The following is a 19,008-nucleotide window of genomic DNA, read 5'->3' on the forward strand; positions in this document are numbered from 1 at the left end:
CGGGGCTACTTTTTATAAAATTCATCGGCTGGTACTCGAAGTGTGGTCAATTCCACCACATGACTGTCTGGGTCTCGGGTATACATCGATTCAAAATAATAATGGTCTTGAATCCAATACTCCAATTGTAGTGCATCGTATTTTTGTTTGGCCTTGGTATATTCCGCAGCTTCGAGTTGAAAGGCCAAATGATCTATTTTTACGTTTTTATTTGTTCCGTCTAATTCAGGATCATTCAAATTTGCCGGAAACAGAGCCACTCCGGTCTTTCCAGTCAACATAAAAATGGGGAATGGCCCCCACTCGGGCAATTCGTATTTCACTAGTCCCAACACCTCGGCATACCAAGCTATTGATCTATCCATATCGCTGACACGTAAGGCCACATGGTCTAAAAATGCGATCTTAAATTCGTGCTTATTGTTCATTACGTCTTTGTATTACCTATTTTACTAGTCAAGTAGTTTTGAAACTGATGGGGTTCATCGATATGTAAAGCCAAGCTTGTGGCCTGTTTTTTTATCCCATAAAGGCCCCGAATCGTACAAGGCGAATGTAAATTAATCAGTACGTTATGCCCTGCAAGTTCGCCCAAAGGTGATACATACAACCGATTTTTGTCAGGTTCCAAATCAGAGGAAGTAACCACAACTTCCTTGATCTCTGAAATTTGAATATGGGTAGAAGCCATAATACCATATCGTATAAGCAGACCATTTTCCTGGACCATTATGGGCCTGTAAATCAAGGATCGGGCAAAACCATATACCTGAAGGGCCGAATACATACTAATGGCCGTAGCTATCCAAGCCGCAGTGGCACTCCATTTTAGCAAAAGAAAATGTAGCCCTACCGCCTCGGCAAACACGATTAACAAAAGCCCGATAAACAGGCTTAGGTGCGTACCTTCTTTGTGGTAACTGAAATTTCTTGGACAGTTTTCAGGTGTTTTCCAGTGAAAAAAACCATAATAAAAAACGGCAATTTCCGTGGCAAACTGATAAACGATGCGTTGGGGCAATACAGTGGCACAGGCCTCGATTAAGTTGGCAAAAAAGTCCCGTTGACCCTTTCCTTGGGACACAAAAGTCTTTCGTAACTTATACATTTTGAACCCTACCCAAGAGATCAACCCCAATTCTATCAAGGGTAACGCCCAAGTTTTAAAGGTGTTTAAATAGACCTGATCCTTTTCGGGCATCAAGAAAATTCCCATCAACAAGCCCAACACCATTACAGGTACTACCGTGGTTTTTGGTATGCTGGTTTTACGTATCAACAGACCATACACCAAGGGGATGACCAACAGAAGATCTAAACTAACCGCCAATGCCATTTGTGGATGCCGTTCCATCCATGGACTTTGCATAATAAAGGCCAAAGTGGCCAATAGGGTTATGGGAATACCGAAGCGATATGCATTAGGATTACGTAATACGATGGACTTCATATTCAAAAATTCAGCATACAATATCTATCAAACCATAAGTCACTTTAGCTAGCCTGACGTTACGTTTTATTTCCCTTAATTTAGGATTATTCCAACCAAGACTGGTAATAGGTACCATCATCGAGATCCAATGCGGTTTGGGTAAGTTGAAGTGGCTTAAACGTATCGATCATAACGGCCAGCTCTAAGGTTTCTTTTTGTCCCACACTACGTTCATAAGCCCCCGGGTGTGGTCCATGCGGTATACCGGCCGGATGTAGGGAAATGAAGCCTTTGTCTACATGGTTACGGCTCATAAAATCGCCATCGACATAATACAAGACCTCATCGGAATCTATGTTGGAGTGGTTATATGGGGCCGGAATGGCCTGGGGATGGTAATCGTATAAACGAGGCACAAAAGAACAGACCACAAAGGCATCAGTCTCAAAGGTTTGATGTATCGGTGGCGGCATATGCACCCGCCCCGTGATAGGCTCAAAATCGTGAATAGAAAAACCGTAGGGGTAGTTATATCCGTCCCAACCAATAATATCGAAGGGATGGGAGGCGTAGACCAATTCGTGCAACATACCCTGCTTTTTGATCTTTAGGGTAAAATCGCCAAATTCATCGTAGGTCCGCAAATTTTGGGGCAGCTTAAAATCGCGCTCACAGAAAGGTGAGTGTTCTAAATGTTGCCCAAACCAATTCCGATAGCGCTTGGGGGTATAAATAGGGCTATATGATTCGGTAATCAACAAACGATTGTCTTCCGCATCAAAATGGATTTGGTAAATCATTCCCCTGGGTACCAAAAGATAATCGCCATATTCGAACGGTATCTCGCCCAACATGGTTTTTAAGGTTCCCGTGCCCTTGTGCACGAAAATCAGTTCGTCGGCATCGGTGTTTTTATAAAAATAGTCGGTCATGGACTTGCGGGGGGCCGCTACGGCAATATGGCAATCACCGTTGAACAATACCACCTTCCTACTCTCAAGAAAATCGTCGGCAGGGTCTATATCGAAGCCTTTTAGCATACGGGAGGTTATGTTATTGGCCACAGCTGCCTTTGGGGACATATCAATGGCATCACCCACCGATTTTACCATAGTGGGCCTATGCACATGGTACATTAAAGACGACATACCATCGAATCCTATGGTACCGAACAGTTGCTCGTAATATAGGTTACCATCTGGTTTTTTGAAGGTAGTATGGCGTTTATGTGGGATCTTTCCCAAAGTATGATAGAGTGGCATACAAATCGAATTATTTATTCCTCAATAAAAATACGACAATGCGGCTATTCCATAAAAAAACCACAGAAAAATCACCCAAAATCACCGATTCATCAAGGAGCAAATAACCTTCACCTCTTACTTGCAAACTTAGGGCCCTCGCTAAAAGACACAAAAAAAGCCCTCCATATGGAAAGCCTTTCATTGGAATTGCCATTTGCATGACAATCGAACATATTCCTTTCGGAATACAACACAACAATACAAAGATACGATAAAGGTCACGTAATTGAACACCCAAAGCAAGAAAAAATAGGGTTAGGCCTATAGCCAGGCTAAACTTGATGTCTTAGACTAAAAGAGTACAGAACGTAGAGAAAAGACAACAAAAGCGTGAACACTTTCCGCGGCAATCCAAAAGATTATGGCGCGGAGCAACCGTTGAGTCGTTGAATGAAAGCATAAAACTTGGCTTAGCCAAAAGTCTATTACTTATATGCTAGGGGCGTAGCGTACTAATCGCTAACTAAAAAATACTTCAGGAGTAGGCTTTTGTTAAATAAGCTCGTGTCCGTTAATCTCGGAATTTCGGTTTTCTTTTACATTTTTGGTCATGGAGGAGGCAGACATATCCATTTCAGGAATACTTAACAAGGGTACCTGGGTATGAAATGCGATTCGTTTAACCACAGGCTCCCGGGTCATCTTCTCTACATAACTGTGCTGATAATTGAGCATGGCCAACAAATGCAGATCCAGTTCTTGGGAGAATACCTCTAGGGTACGAGATACCGAATTCAATTCGGAAACCGTATGTACATAGTGCTCAATATCGCCCAAATACTTGCGTAACATATTTAGGTTAAAACGCTGGACTTCGGTAAGCGGTTCTATCTTATATTGTACGTAAACAATACGTAAGGTAGCCTTAAAAGTACGGGCCAATTCGATGACCGGTCTTAGTTCGCTTTCGGCATAAAATCGGTTAAAATCGGTTGCGAAACCTATTTCCTTGGGGCAATCGAACTCAAAACCGGCCGGAATGGCCAAAACAGGACAGCCCTTAACACTTTTGATCATACGCACGGTATTGCTTCCCATAAACACTTCCTCCAAACCGGAAGCCCCTTTGGTGCCCGTAACTACCAAATCAATATTGTATAACTCGACCACCTCTTTGATTTCCTCGATCAATAAATTAAAAGAAGAAATCGTATTAAAATGATGGTTGGCACATCCAAACTGTTCTTGCACCCGATTCACCAATCGTTGCAACCCTTGCTCGGAAGAAGAACGGACCACATCGTCAACTTGACCGGAAGGGGTAGCCATAAAACGGCTATGGGCAATGGCCGGGGTATAGGTATTCAATAAATGAAAGGTACATGGCTGGTCTTTATACAGCATTACCGCATACTTCACGGCGTTCCAAGCATTCTCGGAAAAGTCGGTAGGTAATAGGATATTTTTCATTTGTTGGTCTAATACAAGGGAAGCCCTTAGTTGTTTTTCTTTTTTGACGGATGGGGGTAAAAGTAAATCCAACTTCCAGCTAAAACTATGACATATGTCAGTTTTCCCCTTCAACCACTGGTTCTGAGCACTTAAGAAGTAACATTGAAGTTATAACGCACAAAAAAGCCCGGCATAACCGGGCTCTATTTTTATTGACAAGAGTTATTAAAAACCTTCAACCAGATCGCGTAAGGCTTTTTCTTCTAGAATTCCGATGCGCTTCCCGGAAATACGAAGCCAACCTTTCTTTTTGAATTCCGATATAATACGAATGGCAGATTCGGTAGCCGTACCTACTACATTGGCAATATCTTCACGGGATAAGGTAAGCACCAAATAACCTTCGGCATCTTCCCCAAAATAGTCTTTCAAGTACAAAAAGGCTTCTGCCATGCGTTGCTTTACATTTTTTTGGGACATATTTACGATAACATCGTCGGCCTCTTTTAAATCATGGGCCATATGTCTTAAGATCTCTACGGTAAAGTCGGGGTTCTGTTTTAAAGAGTTCAAGATATGTTCTTTAGGCACGTAACACACCTCCATATCGCTCACGGCATGGGCACTTAGGTTAGAAAACTCTTCAGCAATAACCGAGCGTTGGCCCAACAATTCGCCCGTTGAAGCCAATTTTACGATCTGGTCTTTACCATTGGCCGAGAGCTTGGATAACTTAGACACCCCATTCCTAACGCAATACACTCCATTAAGTTTTTCCCCTTCTTCAAATAGAGGTTCCCCTTTTTTAATGGTTTTTACTTCTTTGGAATCTGAGACTTTTTTAAGTTCTTCCTTACTCATAGCCCTGAGTGCATTGAACTTACGCACTATACAATTTTCACATCTACTCATAGCCAAGGATTACCGTACCGTATAAAAATACGTTTTTTTAACATTTCTTAAACAGAATTTGTACATTTATATGCGTCCCAAATACTTTTCAGTACACAAAGATACGTAAGAAAACAGCTTTTCTCTGTAACGCGGGTAACAAAGAAAAGCTGACCGATGTCATATTTTTGCAAACAGGTCTTCTAGACCTTTGCGTCAGGTATATTAGCAAATGGAAAAACAAACCGACACATGTTTTCATTGTGGCGATGATTGCGGGGCGAAGCCTATCGTTTATGACGACAAACCATTTTGTTGTCACGGTTGCCAAACCGTATATAGCATCTTTGCCGGTAATGATTTGACGCATTTTTACGACATTCAGGCTGCGGCAGGTAGCACCCCCCAAGATATTAATGGTAAATTCGATTTTCTAGACAATGAAGCTATAGTCGAAAGGCTTTTGGAGTTTAATGATGGTAATATACAGGTGGTTAACCTTTATATACCTATTATTCATTGTAGCTCGTGTATCTGGATTTTGGAAAACCTGAATAAACTGGCCCCGGGCATTGTACAGTCGCAAGTGAATTTCCCCAAGAAAACGGTGCGCATCACTTTTGCTTCGAACGAAACCCATTTGAAGGGTCTCGTCGAAATGCTGGCCAAAATAGGTTATGAACCCTATATCTCCTTAGACGATTATGACAAGGGAAAAGAAAAGACCGACCGAAGCCTAATCTATCAACTTGGTGTGGCCGGGTTCGCTTTCGGAAACGTGATGCTGCTCTCCTTTCCGGAGTATTTTGAAGTGGGCGAATATTGGCTCGAAAAATTCAAAGGAGTATTCCGGTGGATCATGTTCGCCTTCTCGGTACCCGTGGTCTTTTACGCGGGTAAAGACTATATGATATCTGCCTATAATGGGTTGCGTTCCAAAATATTGAATATAGATGTACCCATAGCCTTGGGTATACTCGTACTTTTCCTGCGCTCTACCGTAGAGATCATCTTCGATTGGGGCCAAGGCTTTTTCGACAGCCTAACCGGACTGGTGTTTTTCTTGTTGCTCGGGAAGTTCTTTCAACAAAAAACCTATTCCTTTCTCTCCTTTGAGCGCGATTATAAGTCTTATTTCCCTATAGCCATTACCCGGATAACGCCGGAAGGCAAGGAAGAACAGGCCCAAGTGTATGATATAGAAAAAGGAGATCGCATCCTTATTAGAAATGGGGAACTGATTCCGGTAGACGGGATCTTGATCCACGGCAAGGCTACCATAGATTACAGTTTTGTAACCGGTGAAAGCGTTCCGGTCGAAAAACATTCGGGCGATAAACTTTTTGCCGGCGGAAAACAACTAGAAGGCGTTCTGGAAATGGATGCCCTGAAATCGGTGTCGCAAAGTTACCTCACCCAATTGTGGTCCAATGCCGTTTTTCAACAAGAACAAGACGGATTTCAGACCCTTACCGACAGTATTGGGCGTAGGTTTACCCTTATCGTTCTCAGTATTGCCTTTATTGCCACCGGCTATTGGCTTTATGCCGATCCCAGCAAGGCCATGAATGTTTTTACGGCTGTACTTATAATCGCCTGCCCATGTGCCATTGCCTTGGCCGCCCCTTTTACTTTGGGCAATATGCTGCGTATTTTCGGCCGATTGAAATTTTATCTCAAAGATGCCCGTACCGTTGAAAAACTGGCCCAAATAGACACGGCTATTTTCGATAAGACCGGTACTATAACCACAGCCCAAAAGACCCAGGCCAATTACGAAGGTATGGCCCTGACCGATGAAGAGTCGGTCTTACTCAAAAACACCCTGCGGGCCTCGAACCACCCCCTAAGCCGCAGTTTATATGCCCTGCTGGACGAACACGACATTATGACCCTGGACGATTACCAAGAGGTAGTAGGCAAAGGCATACAAGGCACCAAGGCCTCTAAATCCATTAAAATTGGGTCGGCGGCTTTTGTAGGCGGTACAGTGAACGAACAAGCCAAAACTACTTCGGTTCACTTAAGTACCGAAGCTGGTTATAAAGGGTGTTTTGTGTTCCAGAACCAATACAGAAATGGGGTAAAAGCAGTTTTTGACCAACTGGCCCAGCAGATGGAAGTGGCCGTACTATCCGGTGATAACGACGGTGAAAAAGAACGGTTAAAATCCCTATTGCCCCCTGATACCCAAATGCATTTCAACCAAAAACCCGACGATAAATTGGGCTATGTGAAATGGCTGGAGGAACAAGGTCGTAAAGTACTTATGGTTGGCGACGGACTCAACGATGCCGGTGCCTTGGCACAAAGCCATGTGGGTATTGCCATTTCGGAAAACGTGAACGTGTTCTCACCAGCCTGCGACGGCATATTGGATGCCAGTAAATTCCAATCGATCTACAAATACATTATGGCCTCTAAAAAGGCCGTAAGCATTATAAAGACAAGTTTCGTACTCTCGTTCCTATATAATATCGTAGGGCTATACTTTGCCGTAACCGGACAATTAGAACCCGTAATCGCGGCCATTTTAATGCCCCTGAGCTCTATCAGCATTGTGGTTTTTACCACCGTGGCAACGAATATCCTAGGTAAAAAACTGGAACGATAATGCGAAAAATCGAAAAGAACAACCAAGTGGTTTCGATCCGATTCCTTAGCACCAAGGAATCGTACGGAACACATCAAAAATAGAATATAGATTAAAAGCTGATAAAAGTCATTTTTTCAGGTGGGCCCTGAATGTAGTTTTACAGCGAATTTGTGGAAGTATGAGTGTCATTTATCTATTACTGGCGGTGAGTATCACCGTTGCGGTCATTTTCTTTGCCGCTTTCGTATTGTCCGTGAGGTCAGGGCAATACGACGACTCTTACACCCCCTCGGTACGTATGCTTTTTGACGACGAACTGGTTAGCGAGCCCGGTTCAAAAGCCCCTGCCGAAAACCCAAAAAACGTTCCAGCTAACTCTAAAATAAAAGTTTAAAATTGTAATTATGGAAGTACAACAGTTCTATTACGATAATAAAATCGTAAAAAAATTCCTCTACGCCACCATGCTGTGGGGTGTGGTCGGAATGTTGGTTGGGCTTATCCTAGCCTTTATGTTTTTGTTCCCCAACCTCACCGATGGCATTTCGTGGTTGAGCTTTGGTCGTTTGCGCCCCTTGCACACCAACGCCGTGATCTTCGCCTTCGTAGGGAACGCTATTTTTGCCGGGGTCTACTACTCCACCCAACGCTTGCTCAAAGCCCGTATGTTCAGCGATGCTTTGAGTAATTTTAATTTCTGGGGATGGCAGGCCATTATTGTAGCAGCTGCGGTAACACTTCCATTAGGGTACTCTACCTCTAAGGAATATGCCGAGTTGGAGTGGCCTATCGATATTGCCATTGCCGTGGTATGGGTAGCCTTTGGCTGGAACCTTATCGGAACCTTGTTACGCAGACGCCAACGTCATATGTACGTAGCCATTTGGTTCTATTTGGCCACCTTCGTAACCGTTGCGGTACTCCACATCTTTAACAGTCTCGAGCTTCCGGTTAGTGCGCTTAAGTCGTATTCGGTTTATGCTGGGGTACAAGATGCCTTAGTACAATGGTGGTACGGCCACAATGCGGTAGCGTTTTTCCTTACAACACCCTTTTTAGGTCTGATGTATTATTTCGTGCCTAAAGCAGCCGATAGACCTATTTACTCTTACCGATTATCCATCGTTCACTTCTGGTCCTTGATCTTTATCTATATCTGGGCCGGACCCCACCACTTGTTATATACTTCCTTGCCCGATTGGGCCCAAAACCTTGGGGTTACCTTCTCGGTAATGCTTATCGCACCATCTTGGGGTGGTATGATCAATGGTCTTTTAACCTTACGTGGTGCTTGGGACCGTGTACGTACGAACCCAACACTTAAATTTATGGTGGTCGCTATTACCGGTTATGGTATGGCCACTTTCGAAGGCCCTATGCTTTCGCTTAAAAACGTTAACGCCATTGCCCACTTCAGTGACTGGATCATTGCCCACGTTCACGTTGGTGCCTTGGCCTGGAACGGTTTCCTAACCTTTGGTATGATCTACTGGTTGGTGCCGAAAATGTTCAAGACCAAATTACATTCGGTGCCGATGGCCAACCTGCACTTCTGGATCGGTACTTTGGGTATTATCCTTTACGCCCTTCCGATGTACGTGGCCGGATTTACCCAAGCCTTGATGTGGAAAGACTTTAACCCAGATGGTACTTTGGTTTACGGTAACTTCTTGGAAACCGTTAACGAAATCATTCCAATGTACTGGATGCGAGCCATAGGTGGTACCATGTTCTTGGTTGGTATGATCATTATGATCGTTAACGTAATCATCACCATCAAAAAAGGAAGTCAGGTAGAAGACGAATTGGCCGAGGCCCCAGCCTTGACCAAGGTTTCCAAAAGAAGGGTATTGGGCGAAACTTTCCATACTTGGTTAGAGCGTAAGCCTGTTCAGTTGACCGTTTTGGCCACCATTACCATTTTGATCGGGGGCGCCATTCAGATTATTCCGACCATATTGGTAAAATCGAACATTCCGACCATTACTAGTGTAAAACCTTATACACCACTTGAATTGGAAGGTCGTGACCTTTATATTAGAGAAGGTTGTGTGGGTTGTCACTCTCAAATGATCCGTCCATTCCGTTCAGAGGTTGAGCGTTACGGCGAGTACTCCAAAGCTGGGGAATATGTATACGACCACCCTTTCCTATGGGGTAGTAAACGTACCGGTCCCGATTTAATGCGTATCGGTGGTAAGTACTCCGACAACTGGCACTTAAACCATATGTACGATCCGCAAAGTACCTCTTCAGGCTCCATAATGCCAGCTTACCAATGGTTGATTGAAAATGAGCACGACCGTAGCGATGTACAAGCCAAAATGGAGGCTATGGTTACCTTAGGTGTACCTTATACCGAAGAGGACATTGCCAATGCTCCTGCCCATATGGCCGCACAAGCCGAACAGATAGAAAAGAACCTGTATTCCGATCCAGACTTTGCCAAAAGTTACGAGGACAGCAAAAACCAAGCTGCTGCCAGTGGAGAACCTTTCGTTCAAATGCGGGATAGGGAAATCGTATCCTTGATTGCTTACTTACAGCGTTTGGGAACCGATATCAAGATTAAGGAAAACTAACAAAGAAAACGATTCAACATGTTAAAGTTCATTAAAGGTCATATGGAGAGTATGGAGGGCATAGCCACCTACCCCATGATATCGTTGTTGATTTTCTTTGCCTTCTTCGTAGTTCTTTTTTGGTGGGTATTCACCGCCAAAAAAGACTATATCGAAAAAGTGAGCAACCTACCCTTAGAAGACGAAAACTAACTTAAGTAAAAACCAATACAGATGAAAAATATGTCACCCTGGTGGATCCGTATCCCCATAGTGTTCTTCCTGGTATTTGGATTGATGGAGTACTTTGTAGACTCTGGAGACCAATTGGCCGTTATAAAATACCCGATCACACAATTCTTCCTATTGTTGGTATTGTTGATCCTAATCGCCATCGAAATCATTTTGGTAGCGATAGAAAACGTGATGTTACAAACCCTATCGGAAGAGGCTAAAGCCCGTTATTTGGCCAAAAAGACCGAAGAAGGCAACTTTGGCTGGGCCAAAGGCATTATTGAAAAACTGACCCGTTCGAAAGCCATTGAAGAAGAAGGCGAGATTATCCTTGACCATAACTACGATGGCATCCGCGAGCTGGATAACCGTTTACCCCCATGGTGGGTATACCTTTTCTATGCTACCATTGTTTTTGCGGTAGTGTATCTGGTACGTTTCCACATTGCGGGCGATTACGACCAAAAAACCGAGTATGAGACCGAGGTGGCCGAAGCCCGTGCCGCAATCGAAGCATATAAAAAGACCGCCAAGGATCTTGTTGATGCCAATACAGTAGAACTACTAACCGATGCCAGCGATCTTAGTGCAGGTAAAACCATTTACGAAACCAATTGTATTGCCTGTCACATGGCCGACGGTGGTGGAGGTATTGGTCCTAACCTTACCGATCCGAATTGGATTTTAGGCGGAGGCATCAAAAATGTGTTCAACACTATCTCTGAAGGGGGTCGAGACGGTAAAGGTATGGTGGCCTGGAAACAGAGTCTTAAGCCAGCCGAAATCGCCCAGGTGGCTAGTTATGTTTTGAGCATGCAAGGCACCACTCCGGCCAACCCAAAAGCCGCCGAAGGTGATGTTTGGGTAGATGAGAATGCCCCAGCAGCCGAAGAGGCCCCTGCTACCGAAGCCCCTGAAGCGTCTGTAGAATAGGGACCTACACGCAGCCAAAACCTTGAACTAGAAATAGAACCGACCCTAGTCAACGGTAAAAAGCAACATCATGCAAGAACAGGAAGAAAGATTTAGGGATTCGATCGCTACGATAAGCGAGGAAGGAAAACGGGCATGGATATACCCAAAAAAACCCAGTGGTAGGTTTTACAACTACCGAAAATGGGTAAGCTATGGGCTATTGCTCTTCCTTTTTGCCTCGCCTTTTATCAAGATCAATGGCAACCAATTCCTGATGTTCAATGTGCTCGAAAGGCGCTTTAACATCTTTGGTTTCCCCTTCTGGCCCCAAGATTTCCACCTCTTCGTGATCTCCATGATCATCGGCGTGATCTTTATCGCCCTTTTTACCGTTGGCTTTGGTCGTATTTTCTGCGGATGGATGTGTCCGCAGACCATTTTCCTCGAAATGGTCTTCCGTCGTATCGAATATTGGATCGATGGGGACCGTGGGGCCCAACAGCGTTTGGCACGACAGAAATGGAATGCCGAAAAAATCAGGAAACGCCTGCTGAAATGGTTTATCTATGCCGTAATCTCTTGGTTTATCGCCAATATCTTTTTGGCCTATTTGATCGGCTCCGATAAACTTATGTTATACATTACAGACGGCCCCCAACACCATTTGGGCACCTTTATACCCTTGGTGATCTTTACCGGGGTTTTCTATTGGGTGTTCGCCTGGTTTAGGGAACAAGTTTGTATCATAGCTTGTCCGTACGGACGTTTACAGGGCGTGCTGCTCGATAACAAATCGATTGTTGTGGCCTACGACCATGTACGGGGCGAAGGTGAGAACGGTCGCAAAAAATTTCGTAAAAACGAAGACCGAGAGGCTCTGGGCCATGGTGACTGTATCGATTGTTTACAGTGTGTACACGTTTGCCCCACTGGAATCGATATCAGAAACGGCACCCAATTAGAGTGTGTTAACTGTACTGCCTGTATCGATGAGTGCGACCATATTATGGATCGTATCAAGAAACCCCGAGGGCTTATCCGTTACGCCAGCGAGGAGAACATTGAGAAAAAGGCCAAATTCCAGTGGAATGCCCGTATGAAGGGCTATAGCGCCGTACTATTTTTATTGGTAGGTATTTTGATTGGTATGTTGTTCCTCAGAAACGACCTCGAGGCCAATGTACTGCGCTTACCCGGTCAATTGTACGAGCATAAAGAAGGTAACATTATCAGTAATGTGTATACCTACAAATTGGTAAACAAGACCTCTAAGGATATTGAGGACGTTTCCTTTAAGTTGCTTTCGCACGATGGCAGCATTGAGTTGGTTACCCACAAGAACTTTACGGTACCGGCCCAAGATCTGGCCGAGGGTACCCTGTTTATAGAAATTGACCAAGGCGATCTTAAAGGCGACAAAAACAAACTAACTATTGGGGTTTTCAGTGGCGAGGTGCAGGTAGAAACGGCTACCGCACGCTTTTTGGCCCCCAAGAGTTTTAGATAAATCCATAATTGGGAGTTGAATTAGTGTAAGTAGTGGTTTAAAAACGATAGTAATGAAAAAGTTGAATTGGGGTACCGGAATCGTCATAGCCATCGTTAGTTTTATTGGCTTTATCATGTATTTCGTAATCTATATGAGTACCAATAGAAGGGCCGATCACGATTTGGTTACCGAAGACTACTACAAACAGGAACTGGAATACCAAAAGGAAATAGATGCCGAAAAAAAGACGGGAGCGGCATACAAGATAACTATAGAAAAGACCAAAGAAGGTCTTGTACTTTCTTTCCCAGAACACTTGGATCCCGCTAAGATCCAAGGTACAGTGTCCCTATATAGACCGTCCAACAAACACCTGGATTTTGACTTACCCTTAAGTCTATCCGACCCGCATTTGCTAATACCTGACACTCGTTTGTTGGATGGTCGCTGGGACCTAAAAATCGATTGGAAATACCAAGACGATGCTTATCTACAAAAAGAAAGTATCACTTGGGTACCACAATAATCCCATGTACTGACTATGGTCGCCACAGCATTTTTATTGGGTTTAATGGGCAGTCTGCACTGTATGGGTATGTGCGGACCCATTGCCTTTATGCTGCCGGTAGACCATAAAAAACCCTTGAAAAAGGCCGGACAGATCGGCCTGTACCATGTCGGGCGCTTACTGGCCTACGGCCTTATCGGTCTGGTTTTCGGATTCTTGGGCAAGGGCCTCTATATTTTTGGCATGCAGCAAAAACTCTCCATTGCCATTGGGGTGCTTATGATTTTGATCGTATTACTGCCCCAGCATAGGTTCGCCCGTTTTAAACTGGCCCAACCTTTGTTTAAAATCATAGGTAAACTTAAATCCCGTTTGGGTAAGGAATTGGCCAAAAAATCGCCCGATACCTTTCTTTCCATCGGTTTCTTAAACGGATTTCTTCCCTGTGGTCTGGTCTATATGGCCCTTTTTGGAGCCTTGGCCATGGGCAGCCCGGCCGAAGGTTCGTTGTATATGATCCTTTTTGGATTGGGTACCATCCCCTTAATGACCTCGGTCATATATTTTAGCCATTTATTTAAAAACTCGTTTAAGGCTAAGGTACGTAAACTGATCCCGGTTTTCGTAATGCTGATCGGGGCCCTTTTTATCTTACGCGGACTCGGTCTCGGTATCCCTTATGTATCGCCTAAAATGGCCACCCAAGAAGTTACTGCTGAGGTGGAGTGCCATACGCCTTGATATTGGTGTGCGATGTTGTAGAATAGTCCGAACCATTTATCCAATCTATCAATTATACCAACATTTCATGTTGTACCCCCTAAACTAGAGACTGGGTTAACTGACTTTTCACCTCATAACAGTCGAAACAAACGAACGAGTGTATAAGCATACAGTCGGCCAAATCATAATCGTCCCCAATGGAATCGATTTGGGCGTAAAAAGTCATTGTTGATTTACATGAATCGCACAATGGGTATTCCTGTACCGGTAAACCATCTGGCTTACCGCCAAGTTTATGTCTGGTACCGGCAATATTGTTCCATTTGTAGCCCAAAGCCTGTCGGCCTTCTTCGGATTCAGGTTTTGGAATTAATTTAATTTCGGGTATAGTCATATATTTTATTTATTCACTTGATAATCGATTAGTCCATTTTTTAGGATTCTGTGAAGTATGAAACACAGAAAGCACATAAATATCAGTTCCCTCAACCAAATAATGTATCCCAAACGGAAATCGTCTTATGAATTTAACCCGAACCTCTTCGTATCTATACTGATACCCCAATGGAGTTCTTAGAATGTCGGCATAACCCTCTTCTAAGCATAACTCAAAATCAATGGAAAGACCTTTTCGAATATGTTCATAATACGCAATGGCATGGGTTATATCGGAATCAGCAGCTTCTGATATTTGAAGTTTATAACCCATTGCGTTTGTCTGTATTCCTTAAGCGTGATTCTTCTAGGGAAATATACTTCATCTGCCCTTTTTTATGGAGGGCCAAACGATTTTCAAGTTCTTGTTGAACCGCTTCGCTTAGCGGGATGGATTCCTTTTCTAAATCATCCCATATTTCCTGAACTAGAAGTATTTTCTTTTCCCTAGATAGTTTCTTAATCTCATCAATACTCATACTACCTTATTTTTCGAGTTTGCATTTAGGGTCCAATGAATTCATTGGTATCAATCACTTCGTATTAAAACACCAAACCAGTATTAGCAAGATAACTAATTATAACAGAAGCATGAAAAATGCTTTTGCCTTATACCTATTTAGAAGTCGATTAGAACCTAACTACTCCAAGGTTTTCATTAACTCCGGGCTTAAATCCATTACTTTTTTTGTCAATTTTCCGAGTGCGGAAATATTTGACAGCACAATGACCCCGTTTTTATTTTCCACATCGATTATCATGGATGCCGAATAGCCCCCTGTACCGCCATTGTGCCAATACCACACCGCATCTGCATCTTGCTTAACGATACCCCAGGCCAATCCGGTTGAAAAGCTTTCCGTTGCCTTATAATGCGGTTTTCTTGTCAGGGCTAGGCTCGCATTGGCTTCATCGAACTGGGCCAGGGCGAATTTGGCCAAATCGGCCGTAGTCGAAACAACACCGCCGGCCCCCATTAAAATGGCCAAATCCCATTGGGAAACCTCCTCCCCATCATCATTTAATCCTTTTACCAACTTATCTTTTACGGTTGATCGGTTGGTGGTTGTATGGGTCATTTGGAATCTGTCAAAAATCTTGCCAGTAACCAACTCGCCATAACTAGCGCCTTCCATTTCACCCAATACGAAGCCCAACAAACCCACACCTAAATTGGAATATTCGGATTTTGTACCTGGGGTAGACGACATTTTGAGATGAACGGACAGATCTTCTTTTAGCCGCTCTCTATCGAAAGTCTTATACGGATTGGTCAAATCTAGGGTAGGTGAACTTAAACTTTTAGGCAGGCGCGGAAGCCCAGAGGTATGTGTCGCCAGCTGTTTAAAAGTGATCTGGACATCATCTTTTAGGGTAAAACCTAGATACCCATTGATCGTATCATCTAAATCGACTTTTCCGTTCACGACAAAATCGGCCAGTAGGGTTGCCGTAAACACTTTGGTAATAGATCCGATTTCAAATACGCTATCCCTGTTGACTACGACCTGCACCTCATCTTGTTTTCGTAGTACCCCATAGTAATTGACACTTCCGTTATCGATTATGGCTACTGCTAGTTGGGCTTTTTCGGGGAATGCTTCAAGCTGCTCTTTTATTAATTCCGATTGCTCCTTTGTAATCTGGTCCGTCTGCTTATTTTGGGCATCTATTTTCGTAAGTACGAGTAGACCTAAAATCAGGATGTACATATTTTTCCCCGGCATATTTGATACATTTAAAGAAATAGCGATCAAAAAGGTAACCATTATATAAGAAACCATTCCAAATATAGCTAGTGATTTTAGAATCAATGATGTAAACTACCACGGCATGGGTCAATGCTTTAAAAACATCACAGTCGGTCTTTTAATCGTAAAAGATGCAACAATCCACAATATACCAATGTTTTCATTTATAAGTGTTAGTGTTTTTCATTAAATTACACCGACCAACGAATTACCAACATGACCAAATCCCTGCTCCACTTAACCCTTTATCTTCTCTTTAACCTTGCCTTTTCCCAATCCCAAAAAACAAACCATCAAACACCCAAGGCTTCTTCCATTGCAGAAATACCCGTAAAGCTACTTACAAAGGGATATTACTTTAGAGAAACACCTACCACCATTAGTGGCTATTATCATAATGGCAAGAAAACCTTTAATACGGTAAATGCCTTTAGTATTTCCCCTGATGGTTATGCTACCAATTTATGGGTGCGCGATTCGATACGTCCCATAGACTGTCGTTCCTATAAAAAACTGAAAAACACTTATGAAGCCGGACATAAACATCTAATACGTCTTGTGGAAGAAGATCGGGGATGTAAAGCCCGAAAAGAAATTTACAATTTAGGTGTTGTTCGTAGAACTGGTTCCCAAATAAGGATAGATTTCTACTCACATCACTGGGACGGTTACGGAAGACCCATTAAGGACAGGCCAGCATATTCGTACATCGGAAAAATTGAAAACGATTCCACACTCTTCTTTTTCAAATTCTTGAATTTTTACAACCTTCAGTCACATGACATAGCTGAGAGATTCAATTTTAGAGCTACCACTTCTGCAAGAGCGTTACCACCGGAAACCAAAAATACATTGGATAAGCTAAAAGATAGATTCCCTGGTGACTTTTACGAAATTAAAAAGCAACAATTGGATAGTTATCCACATATCATAAAAGAACAATGCCCCGAATCCCTAACTGGTATTCAATATCAAGGTTATTTTTTTCGCCAAAACCTCTTAGACCTTAAAGATAAAAACACCGCCGATGCCACGCGTTTGGTCTATGGAACAAAAACCGAAGACCGCGAAATAAAAATGGTTTCCGGATTAGCGCTGTATCCCAATGGATATGCCAAAAAACTATGGCTATCGGGCCTTGACCAAATAGCATGTAGATCAAACAAATATCCGAAAAACACTTTTGATGCCGCGCACGCCAATATCACCGCTTCCCTTGTCAAAGGAACTATTGGCACTTGTGATTTTGTGGGTCAAGATATGAGTGGTATGGGCATAGTAACCGTAAAAAACAATAAAATCCGCATCCGCTTCTTTGGCCCTGATTGGCGCAAAAGGACAAAGAAAAATTATCCCATGGTAGTACATGAAGATTATTTTGGCACGATATTAAACCCAAACACGATTCATTTTGATTCACATCATGACCACTATGGCCCGCATATTCAAAAAAGCAAAATCAACCTTATGTATCAATTTAAGAGTACCCCTGCACTTATGCCAATAACGCCCACTTCACAACAAAAGCTAAACCAACTCAATTGGCTCTACCCCATGGAAAACACCGAACAAAATTCCAACAATGCGCCAAACACCTTAGAGCAAAGGTGATTGTATGACCGGAATTAGAGGTTGCTAAGCCCCCTTAAACCAGAAAGGCCCCAAAGGAGTGTTCAATTCCAACCATTTTCAAATTTTCAAATCACCAATTATACTCCTAAAAGTAAGGTTGATCCGGGCCCTATTTACCTTTTTGGTCGGTGGTAAGCGATGCCACCCTCTCCCTACCGCTATTGCGACACAAGATAACCCTTAGCTATCATGTAGGGAAAAAGGAAATTAGGATATGCAATTTTCATAACAAATTAACCTTCAATACATAAATCACCTTATTAAAGTTTTAAAAGTCAAATTAATCCGAGGGCTTTGTACCTTTTGGTTGGCGGTATACGGTGCAACCCTCACCCCTAACCCCTCTCCCTGAGGGAGAAGGGAATTTCAAAAAAGTCATCCCTAATTCCAACCATTTTCAAATTTTCAAATCAACGGACTATTGTCCTAAAAGTAAGGTTGATTCTTGGGGTAAGCACCTTTTTTGTTGGCGGTAACCGATGTAGCCAATGGTCTTGTGTGGTGCCTTGCATGGTTAATAGGCTTCCTGGTTCGAGTTGCATCCAGCGGGTGGCTATGGTCTGTTTATGTTTAAACCCGAACTTTCGGGTGGTGCCTAAACTTAAAGAGGCTATGGTGCCGTGTTTTTTAAGGTCTTTTTCGCCATCGCTATGCCAGGCCATTCCCTCTTCGCCGGTATGATACAGGTTCAACAAACAAGAGTTATAGGTGGTTCCGGTTTTTTGTTCCACTAATGCTTTTAACTCCAAAAGCTCGGGCGTCCACGGCAAGGCCTGTTTGGTGATTTTGGAATAGGTATAGGAAAAAGGTCGGTCGCCATACCAGGCTACCTTGCGCTTGGTCACCACTTTTTTACCGAAAATCATGGCCTCGTCATGCTTCCATGCAATACCTTCCATAAGCCTTTGGAAATAGTGCTCGGCCCGGGCCGCATCAATTACCTTACCGTAATAATACACCTCGCCATCGAAGGGCAACAGGTTTACCAAATCTAAAGGGGTATGTTCGAATAGATCCATTCCTCAAAAATACGGCTTGTTTTTGGTGAAACAGGTTCAATTTACCCCGCTATTATCCCCAAGGGGGATGTGTAATGGTTTTACAGGTATTTCACGAAGTAACCTACCCGATTAAACGATTCCACA

19 protein-coding genes are annotated in these 19,008 nt (G+C 43.3%); 9 read left to right on the forward strand and 10 right to left on the reverse strand.

The window, feature by feature from the left end:
* Positions 1-5 precede the first annotated feature (5 nt).
* The 5 genes from B7P33_RS08225 to B7P33_RS08245 form a co-directional block, all read right to left on the reverse strand.
* The gene (locus B7P33_RS08225) at positions 6-428 is read right to left on the reverse strand and encodes a VOC family protein (RefSeq protein WP_097441499.1); all 423 of its coding nucleotides are present in this window, start codon (positions 426-428) and stop codon (positions 6-8) included.
* Positions 428-1,450 carry a hypothetical protein gene (locus B7P33_RS08230; RefSeq protein ID WP_097441500.1) on the reverse strand — a complete coding sequence of 341 codons (1,023 nt, stop codon included), beginning with the start codon at positions 1,448-1,450 and terminating at the stop codon, positions 428-430. Before B7P33_RS08230 ends, B7P33_RS08225 begins: the two co-directional genes overlap by 1 nt.
* A gap of 86 nt (positions 1,451-1,536) precedes the next feature.
* Positions 1,537-2,694: a homogentisate 1,2-dioxygenase gene (locus B7P33_RS08235; protein ID WP_097441501.1), complete on the reverse strand. Its 1,158-nt coding sequence runs from the start codon at positions 2,692-2,694 to the stop codon at positions 1,537-1,539.
* Positions 2,695-3,228: 534 nt separating this feature from the next.
* Positions 3,229-4,146, reverse strand: coding sequence for a universal stress protein (locus B7P33_RS08240; RefSeq protein ID WP_097442279.1), 918 nt, complete (start codon positions 4,144-4,146; stop codon positions 3,229-3,231).
* Between the two features lie 207 nt (positions 4,147-4,353).
* The gene (locus B7P33_RS08245; RefSeq protein WP_245871723.1) at positions 4,354-5,040 is read right to left on the reverse strand and encodes a Crp/Fnr family transcriptional regulator; all 687 of its coding nucleotides are present in this window, start codon (positions 5,038-5,040) and stop codon (positions 4,354-4,356) included.
* 211 nt (positions 5,041-5,251) lie between these two features.
* Between B7P33_RS08245 and B7P33_RS08250 the strand changes: the two genes are divergently transcribed.
* The 8 genes from B7P33_RS08250 (at position 5,252) to B7P33_RS08285 (ending at position 14,063) form a co-directional block, all read left to right on the forward strand.
* On the forward strand, positions 5,252-7,633 hold the full coding sequence (locus B7P33_RS08250; protein ID WP_097441503.1) for a heavy metal translocating P-type ATPase: 2,382 nt from the start codon (positions 5,252-5,254) through the stop codon (positions 7,631-7,633).
* 160 nt (positions 7,634-7,793) lie between these two features.
* Positions 7,794-8,009, forward strand: a complete 216-nt coding sequence (ccoS, locus tag B7P33_RS08255) for a cbb3-type cytochrome oxidase assembly protein CcoS (RefSeq protein WP_097441504.1) — start codon at positions 7,794-7,796, stop codon at positions 8,007-8,009.
* 10 nt (positions 8,010-8,019) lie between these two features.
* Positions 8,020-10,197: a cytochrome-c oxidase, cbb3-type subunit I gene (gene ccoN, locus B7P33_RS08260; RefSeq protein WP_097441505.1), complete on the forward strand. Its 2,178-nt coding sequence runs from the start codon at positions 8,020-8,022 to the stop codon at positions 10,195-10,197.
* A gap of 18 nt (positions 10,198-10,215) precedes the next feature.
* A complete protein-coding gene (locus B7P33_RS08265) occupies positions 10,216-10,389 on the forward strand; it encodes a CcoQ/FixQ family Cbb3-type cytochrome c oxidase assembly chaperone (protein WP_097441506.1) in 174 nt (57 codons plus the stop codon).
* A 21-nt stretch (positions 10,390-10,410) separates the two neighbouring features.
* Positions 10,411-11,343 carry a cbb3-type cytochrome c oxidase N-terminal domain-containing protein gene (locus tag B7P33_RS08270; protein WP_097441507.1) on the forward strand — a complete coding sequence of 311 codons (933 nt, stop codon included), beginning with the start codon at positions 10,411-10,413 and terminating at the stop codon, positions 11,341-11,343.
* Between the two features lie 70 nt (positions 11,344-11,413).
* Complete coding sequence (gene ccoG, locus B7P33_RS08275; protein ID WP_097441508.1) at positions 11,414-12,832, forward strand: cytochrome c oxidase accessory protein CcoG; 1,419 nt, start codon at positions 11,414-11,416, stop codon at positions 12,830-12,832.
* Between the two features lie 52 nt (positions 12,833-12,884).
* Complete coding sequence (locus tag B7P33_RS08280) at positions 12,885-13,340, forward strand: FixH family protein (protein WP_097441509.1); 456 nt, start codon at positions 12,885-12,887, stop codon at positions 13,338-13,340.
* 15 nt (positions 13,341-13,355) lie between these two features.
* Complete coding sequence (locus B7P33_RS08285) at positions 13,356-14,063, forward strand: sulfite exporter TauE/SafE family protein (RefSeq protein WP_097441510.1); 708 nt, start codon at positions 13,356-13,358, stop codon at positions 14,061-14,063.
* A 79-nt stretch (positions 14,064-14,142) separates the two neighbouring features.
* On the opposite strand, the gene B7P33_RS08290 is transcribed toward B7P33_RS08285, so the two are convergent.
* The 4 genes from B7P33_RS08290 to B7P33_RS08305 all read right to left on the reverse strand — a co-directional run bounded on the left by B7P33_RS08290 (position 14,143) and on the right by B7P33_RS08305 (position 16,207).
* Positions 14,143-14,439 (reverse strand): hypothetical protein, encoded by a 297-nt coding sequence (locus B7P33_RS08290; protein ID WP_097441511.1) that lies wholly within the window; start codon positions 14,437-14,439, stop codon positions 14,143-14,145.
* A gap of 9 nt (positions 14,440-14,448) precedes the next feature.
* The gene (locus B7P33_RS19825) at positions 14,449-14,754 is read right to left on the reverse strand and encodes a type II toxin-antitoxin system RelE/ParE family toxin (RefSeq protein ID WP_097441512.1); all 306 of its coding nucleotides are present in this window, start codon (positions 14,752-14,754) and stop codon (positions 14,449-14,451) included.
* Positions 14,744-14,959, reverse strand: coding sequence for an addiction module protein (locus B7P33_RS08300; RefSeq protein ID WP_097441513.1), 216 nt, complete (start codon positions 14,957-14,959; stop codon positions 14,744-14,746). Before B7P33_RS08300 ends, B7P33_RS19825 begins: the two co-directional genes overlap by 11 nt.
* Before the next feature lie 162 nt (positions 14,960-15,121).
* On the reverse strand, positions 15,122-16,207 hold the full coding sequence (locus B7P33_RS08305; RefSeq protein WP_172435896.1) for a serine hydrolase domain-containing protein: 1,086 nt from the start codon (positions 16,205-16,207) through the stop codon (positions 15,122-15,124).
* Between the two features lie 240 nt (positions 16,208-16,447).
* On the opposite strand from B7P33_RS08305, the gene B7P33_RS08310 reads away from it, so the two are divergent.
* Entirely contained in the window at positions 16,448-17,842 is a 1,395-nt protein-coding gene (locus tag B7P33_RS08310) for a hypothetical protein (RefSeq protein WP_097441515.1), read from the forward strand.
* Between the two features lie 431 nt (positions 17,843-18,273).
* Here the strand turns inward: B7P33_RS08310 and B7P33_RS08315 are convergent, their stop codons facing one another.
* The gene (locus tag B7P33_RS08315) at positions 18,274-18,882 is read right to left on the reverse strand and encodes an alpha-ketoglutarate-dependent dioxygenase AlkB family protein (protein WP_097441516.1); all 609 of its coding nucleotides are present in this window, start codon (positions 18,880-18,882) and stop codon (positions 18,274-18,276) included.
* Between the last annotated feature and the right edge of the window lie 126 nt (positions 18,883-19,008).

The sequence above is a fragment of the Sediminicola luteus genome (assembly GCF_002514735.1).
GTDB lineage: Bacteria > Bacteroidota > Bacteroidia > Flavobacteriales > Flavobacteriaceae > HQA918.

Excerpts from the sequence above, each read along its gene's own strand:
- B7P33_RS08225 (WP_097441499.1), bottom strand. The coding sequence starts at position 428 with ATGAACAATAAGCACGAATTTAAGATCGCATTTTTAGACCATGTGGCC.
- B7P33_RS08230 (WP_097441500.1), bottom strand. The coding sequence starts at position 1,450 with ATGAAGTCCATCGTATTACGTAATCCTAATGCATATCGCTTCGGTATT.
- B7P33_RS08235 (WP_097441501.1), bottom strand. The coding sequence starts at position 2,694 with ATGCCACTCTATCATACTTTGGGAAAGATCCCACATAAACGCCATACT.
- B7P33_RS08240 (WP_097442279.1), bottom strand. The coding sequence starts at position 4,146 with ATGAAAAATATCCTATTACCTACCGACTTTTCCGAGAATGCTTGGAAC.
- B7P33_RS08245 (WP_245871723.1), bottom strand. The coding sequence starts at position 5,040 with ATGAGTAGATGTGAAAATTGTATAGTGCGTAAGTTCAATGCACTCAGG.
- B7P33_RS08250 (WP_097441503.1), top strand. The coding sequence starts at position 5,252 with ATGGAAAAACAAACCGACACATGTTTTCATTGTGGCGATGATTGCGGG.
- ccoS (WP_097441504.1), top strand. The coding sequence starts at position 7,794 with ATGAGTGTCATTTATCTATTACTGGCGGTGAGTATCACCGTTGCGGTC.
- ccoN (WP_097441505.1), top strand. The coding sequence starts at position 8,020 with ATGGAAGTACAACAGTTCTATTACGATAATAAAATCGTAAAAAAATTC.
- B7P33_RS08265 (WP_097441506.1), top strand. The coding sequence starts at position 10,216 with ATGTTAAAGTTCATTAAAGGTCATATGGAGAGTATGGAGGGCATAGCC.
- B7P33_RS08270 (WP_097441507.1), top strand. The coding sequence starts at position 10,411 with ATGAAAAATATGTCACCCTGGTGGATCCGTATCCCCATAGTGTTCTTC.
- ccoG (WP_097441508.1), top strand. The coding sequence starts at position 11,414 with ATGCAAGAACAGGAAGAAAGATTTAGGGATTCGATCGCTACGATAAGC.
- B7P33_RS08280 (WP_097441509.1), top strand. The coding sequence starts at position 12,885 with ATGAAAAAGTTGAATTGGGGTACCGGAATCGTCATAGCCATCGTTAGT.
- B7P33_RS08285 (WP_097441510.1), top strand. The coding sequence starts at position 13,356 with ATGGTCGCCACAGCATTTTTATTGGGTTTAATGGGCAGTCTGCACTGT.
- B7P33_RS08290 (WP_097441511.1), bottom strand. The coding sequence starts at position 14,439 with ATGACTATACCCGAAATTAAATTAATTCCAAAACCTGAATCCGAAGAA.
- B7P33_RS19825 (WP_097441512.1), bottom strand. The coding sequence starts at position 14,754 with ATGGGTTATAAACTTCAAATATCAGAAGCTGCTGATTCCGATATAACC.
- B7P33_RS08300 (WP_097441513.1), bottom strand. The coding sequence starts at position 14,959 with ATGAGTATTGATGAGATTAAGAAACTATCTAGGGAAAAGAAAATACTT.
- B7P33_RS08305 (WP_172435896.1), bottom strand. The coding sequence starts at position 16,207 with ATGCCGGGGAAAAATATGTACATCCTGATTTTAGGTCTACTCGTACTT.
- B7P33_RS08310 (WP_097441515.1), top strand. The coding sequence starts at position 16,448 with ATGACCAAATCCCTGCTCCACTTAACCCTTTATCTTCTCTTTAACCTT.
- B7P33_RS08315 (WP_097441516.1), bottom strand. The coding sequence starts at position 18,882 with ATGGATCTATTCGAACATACCCCTTTAGATTTGGTAAACCTGTTGCCC.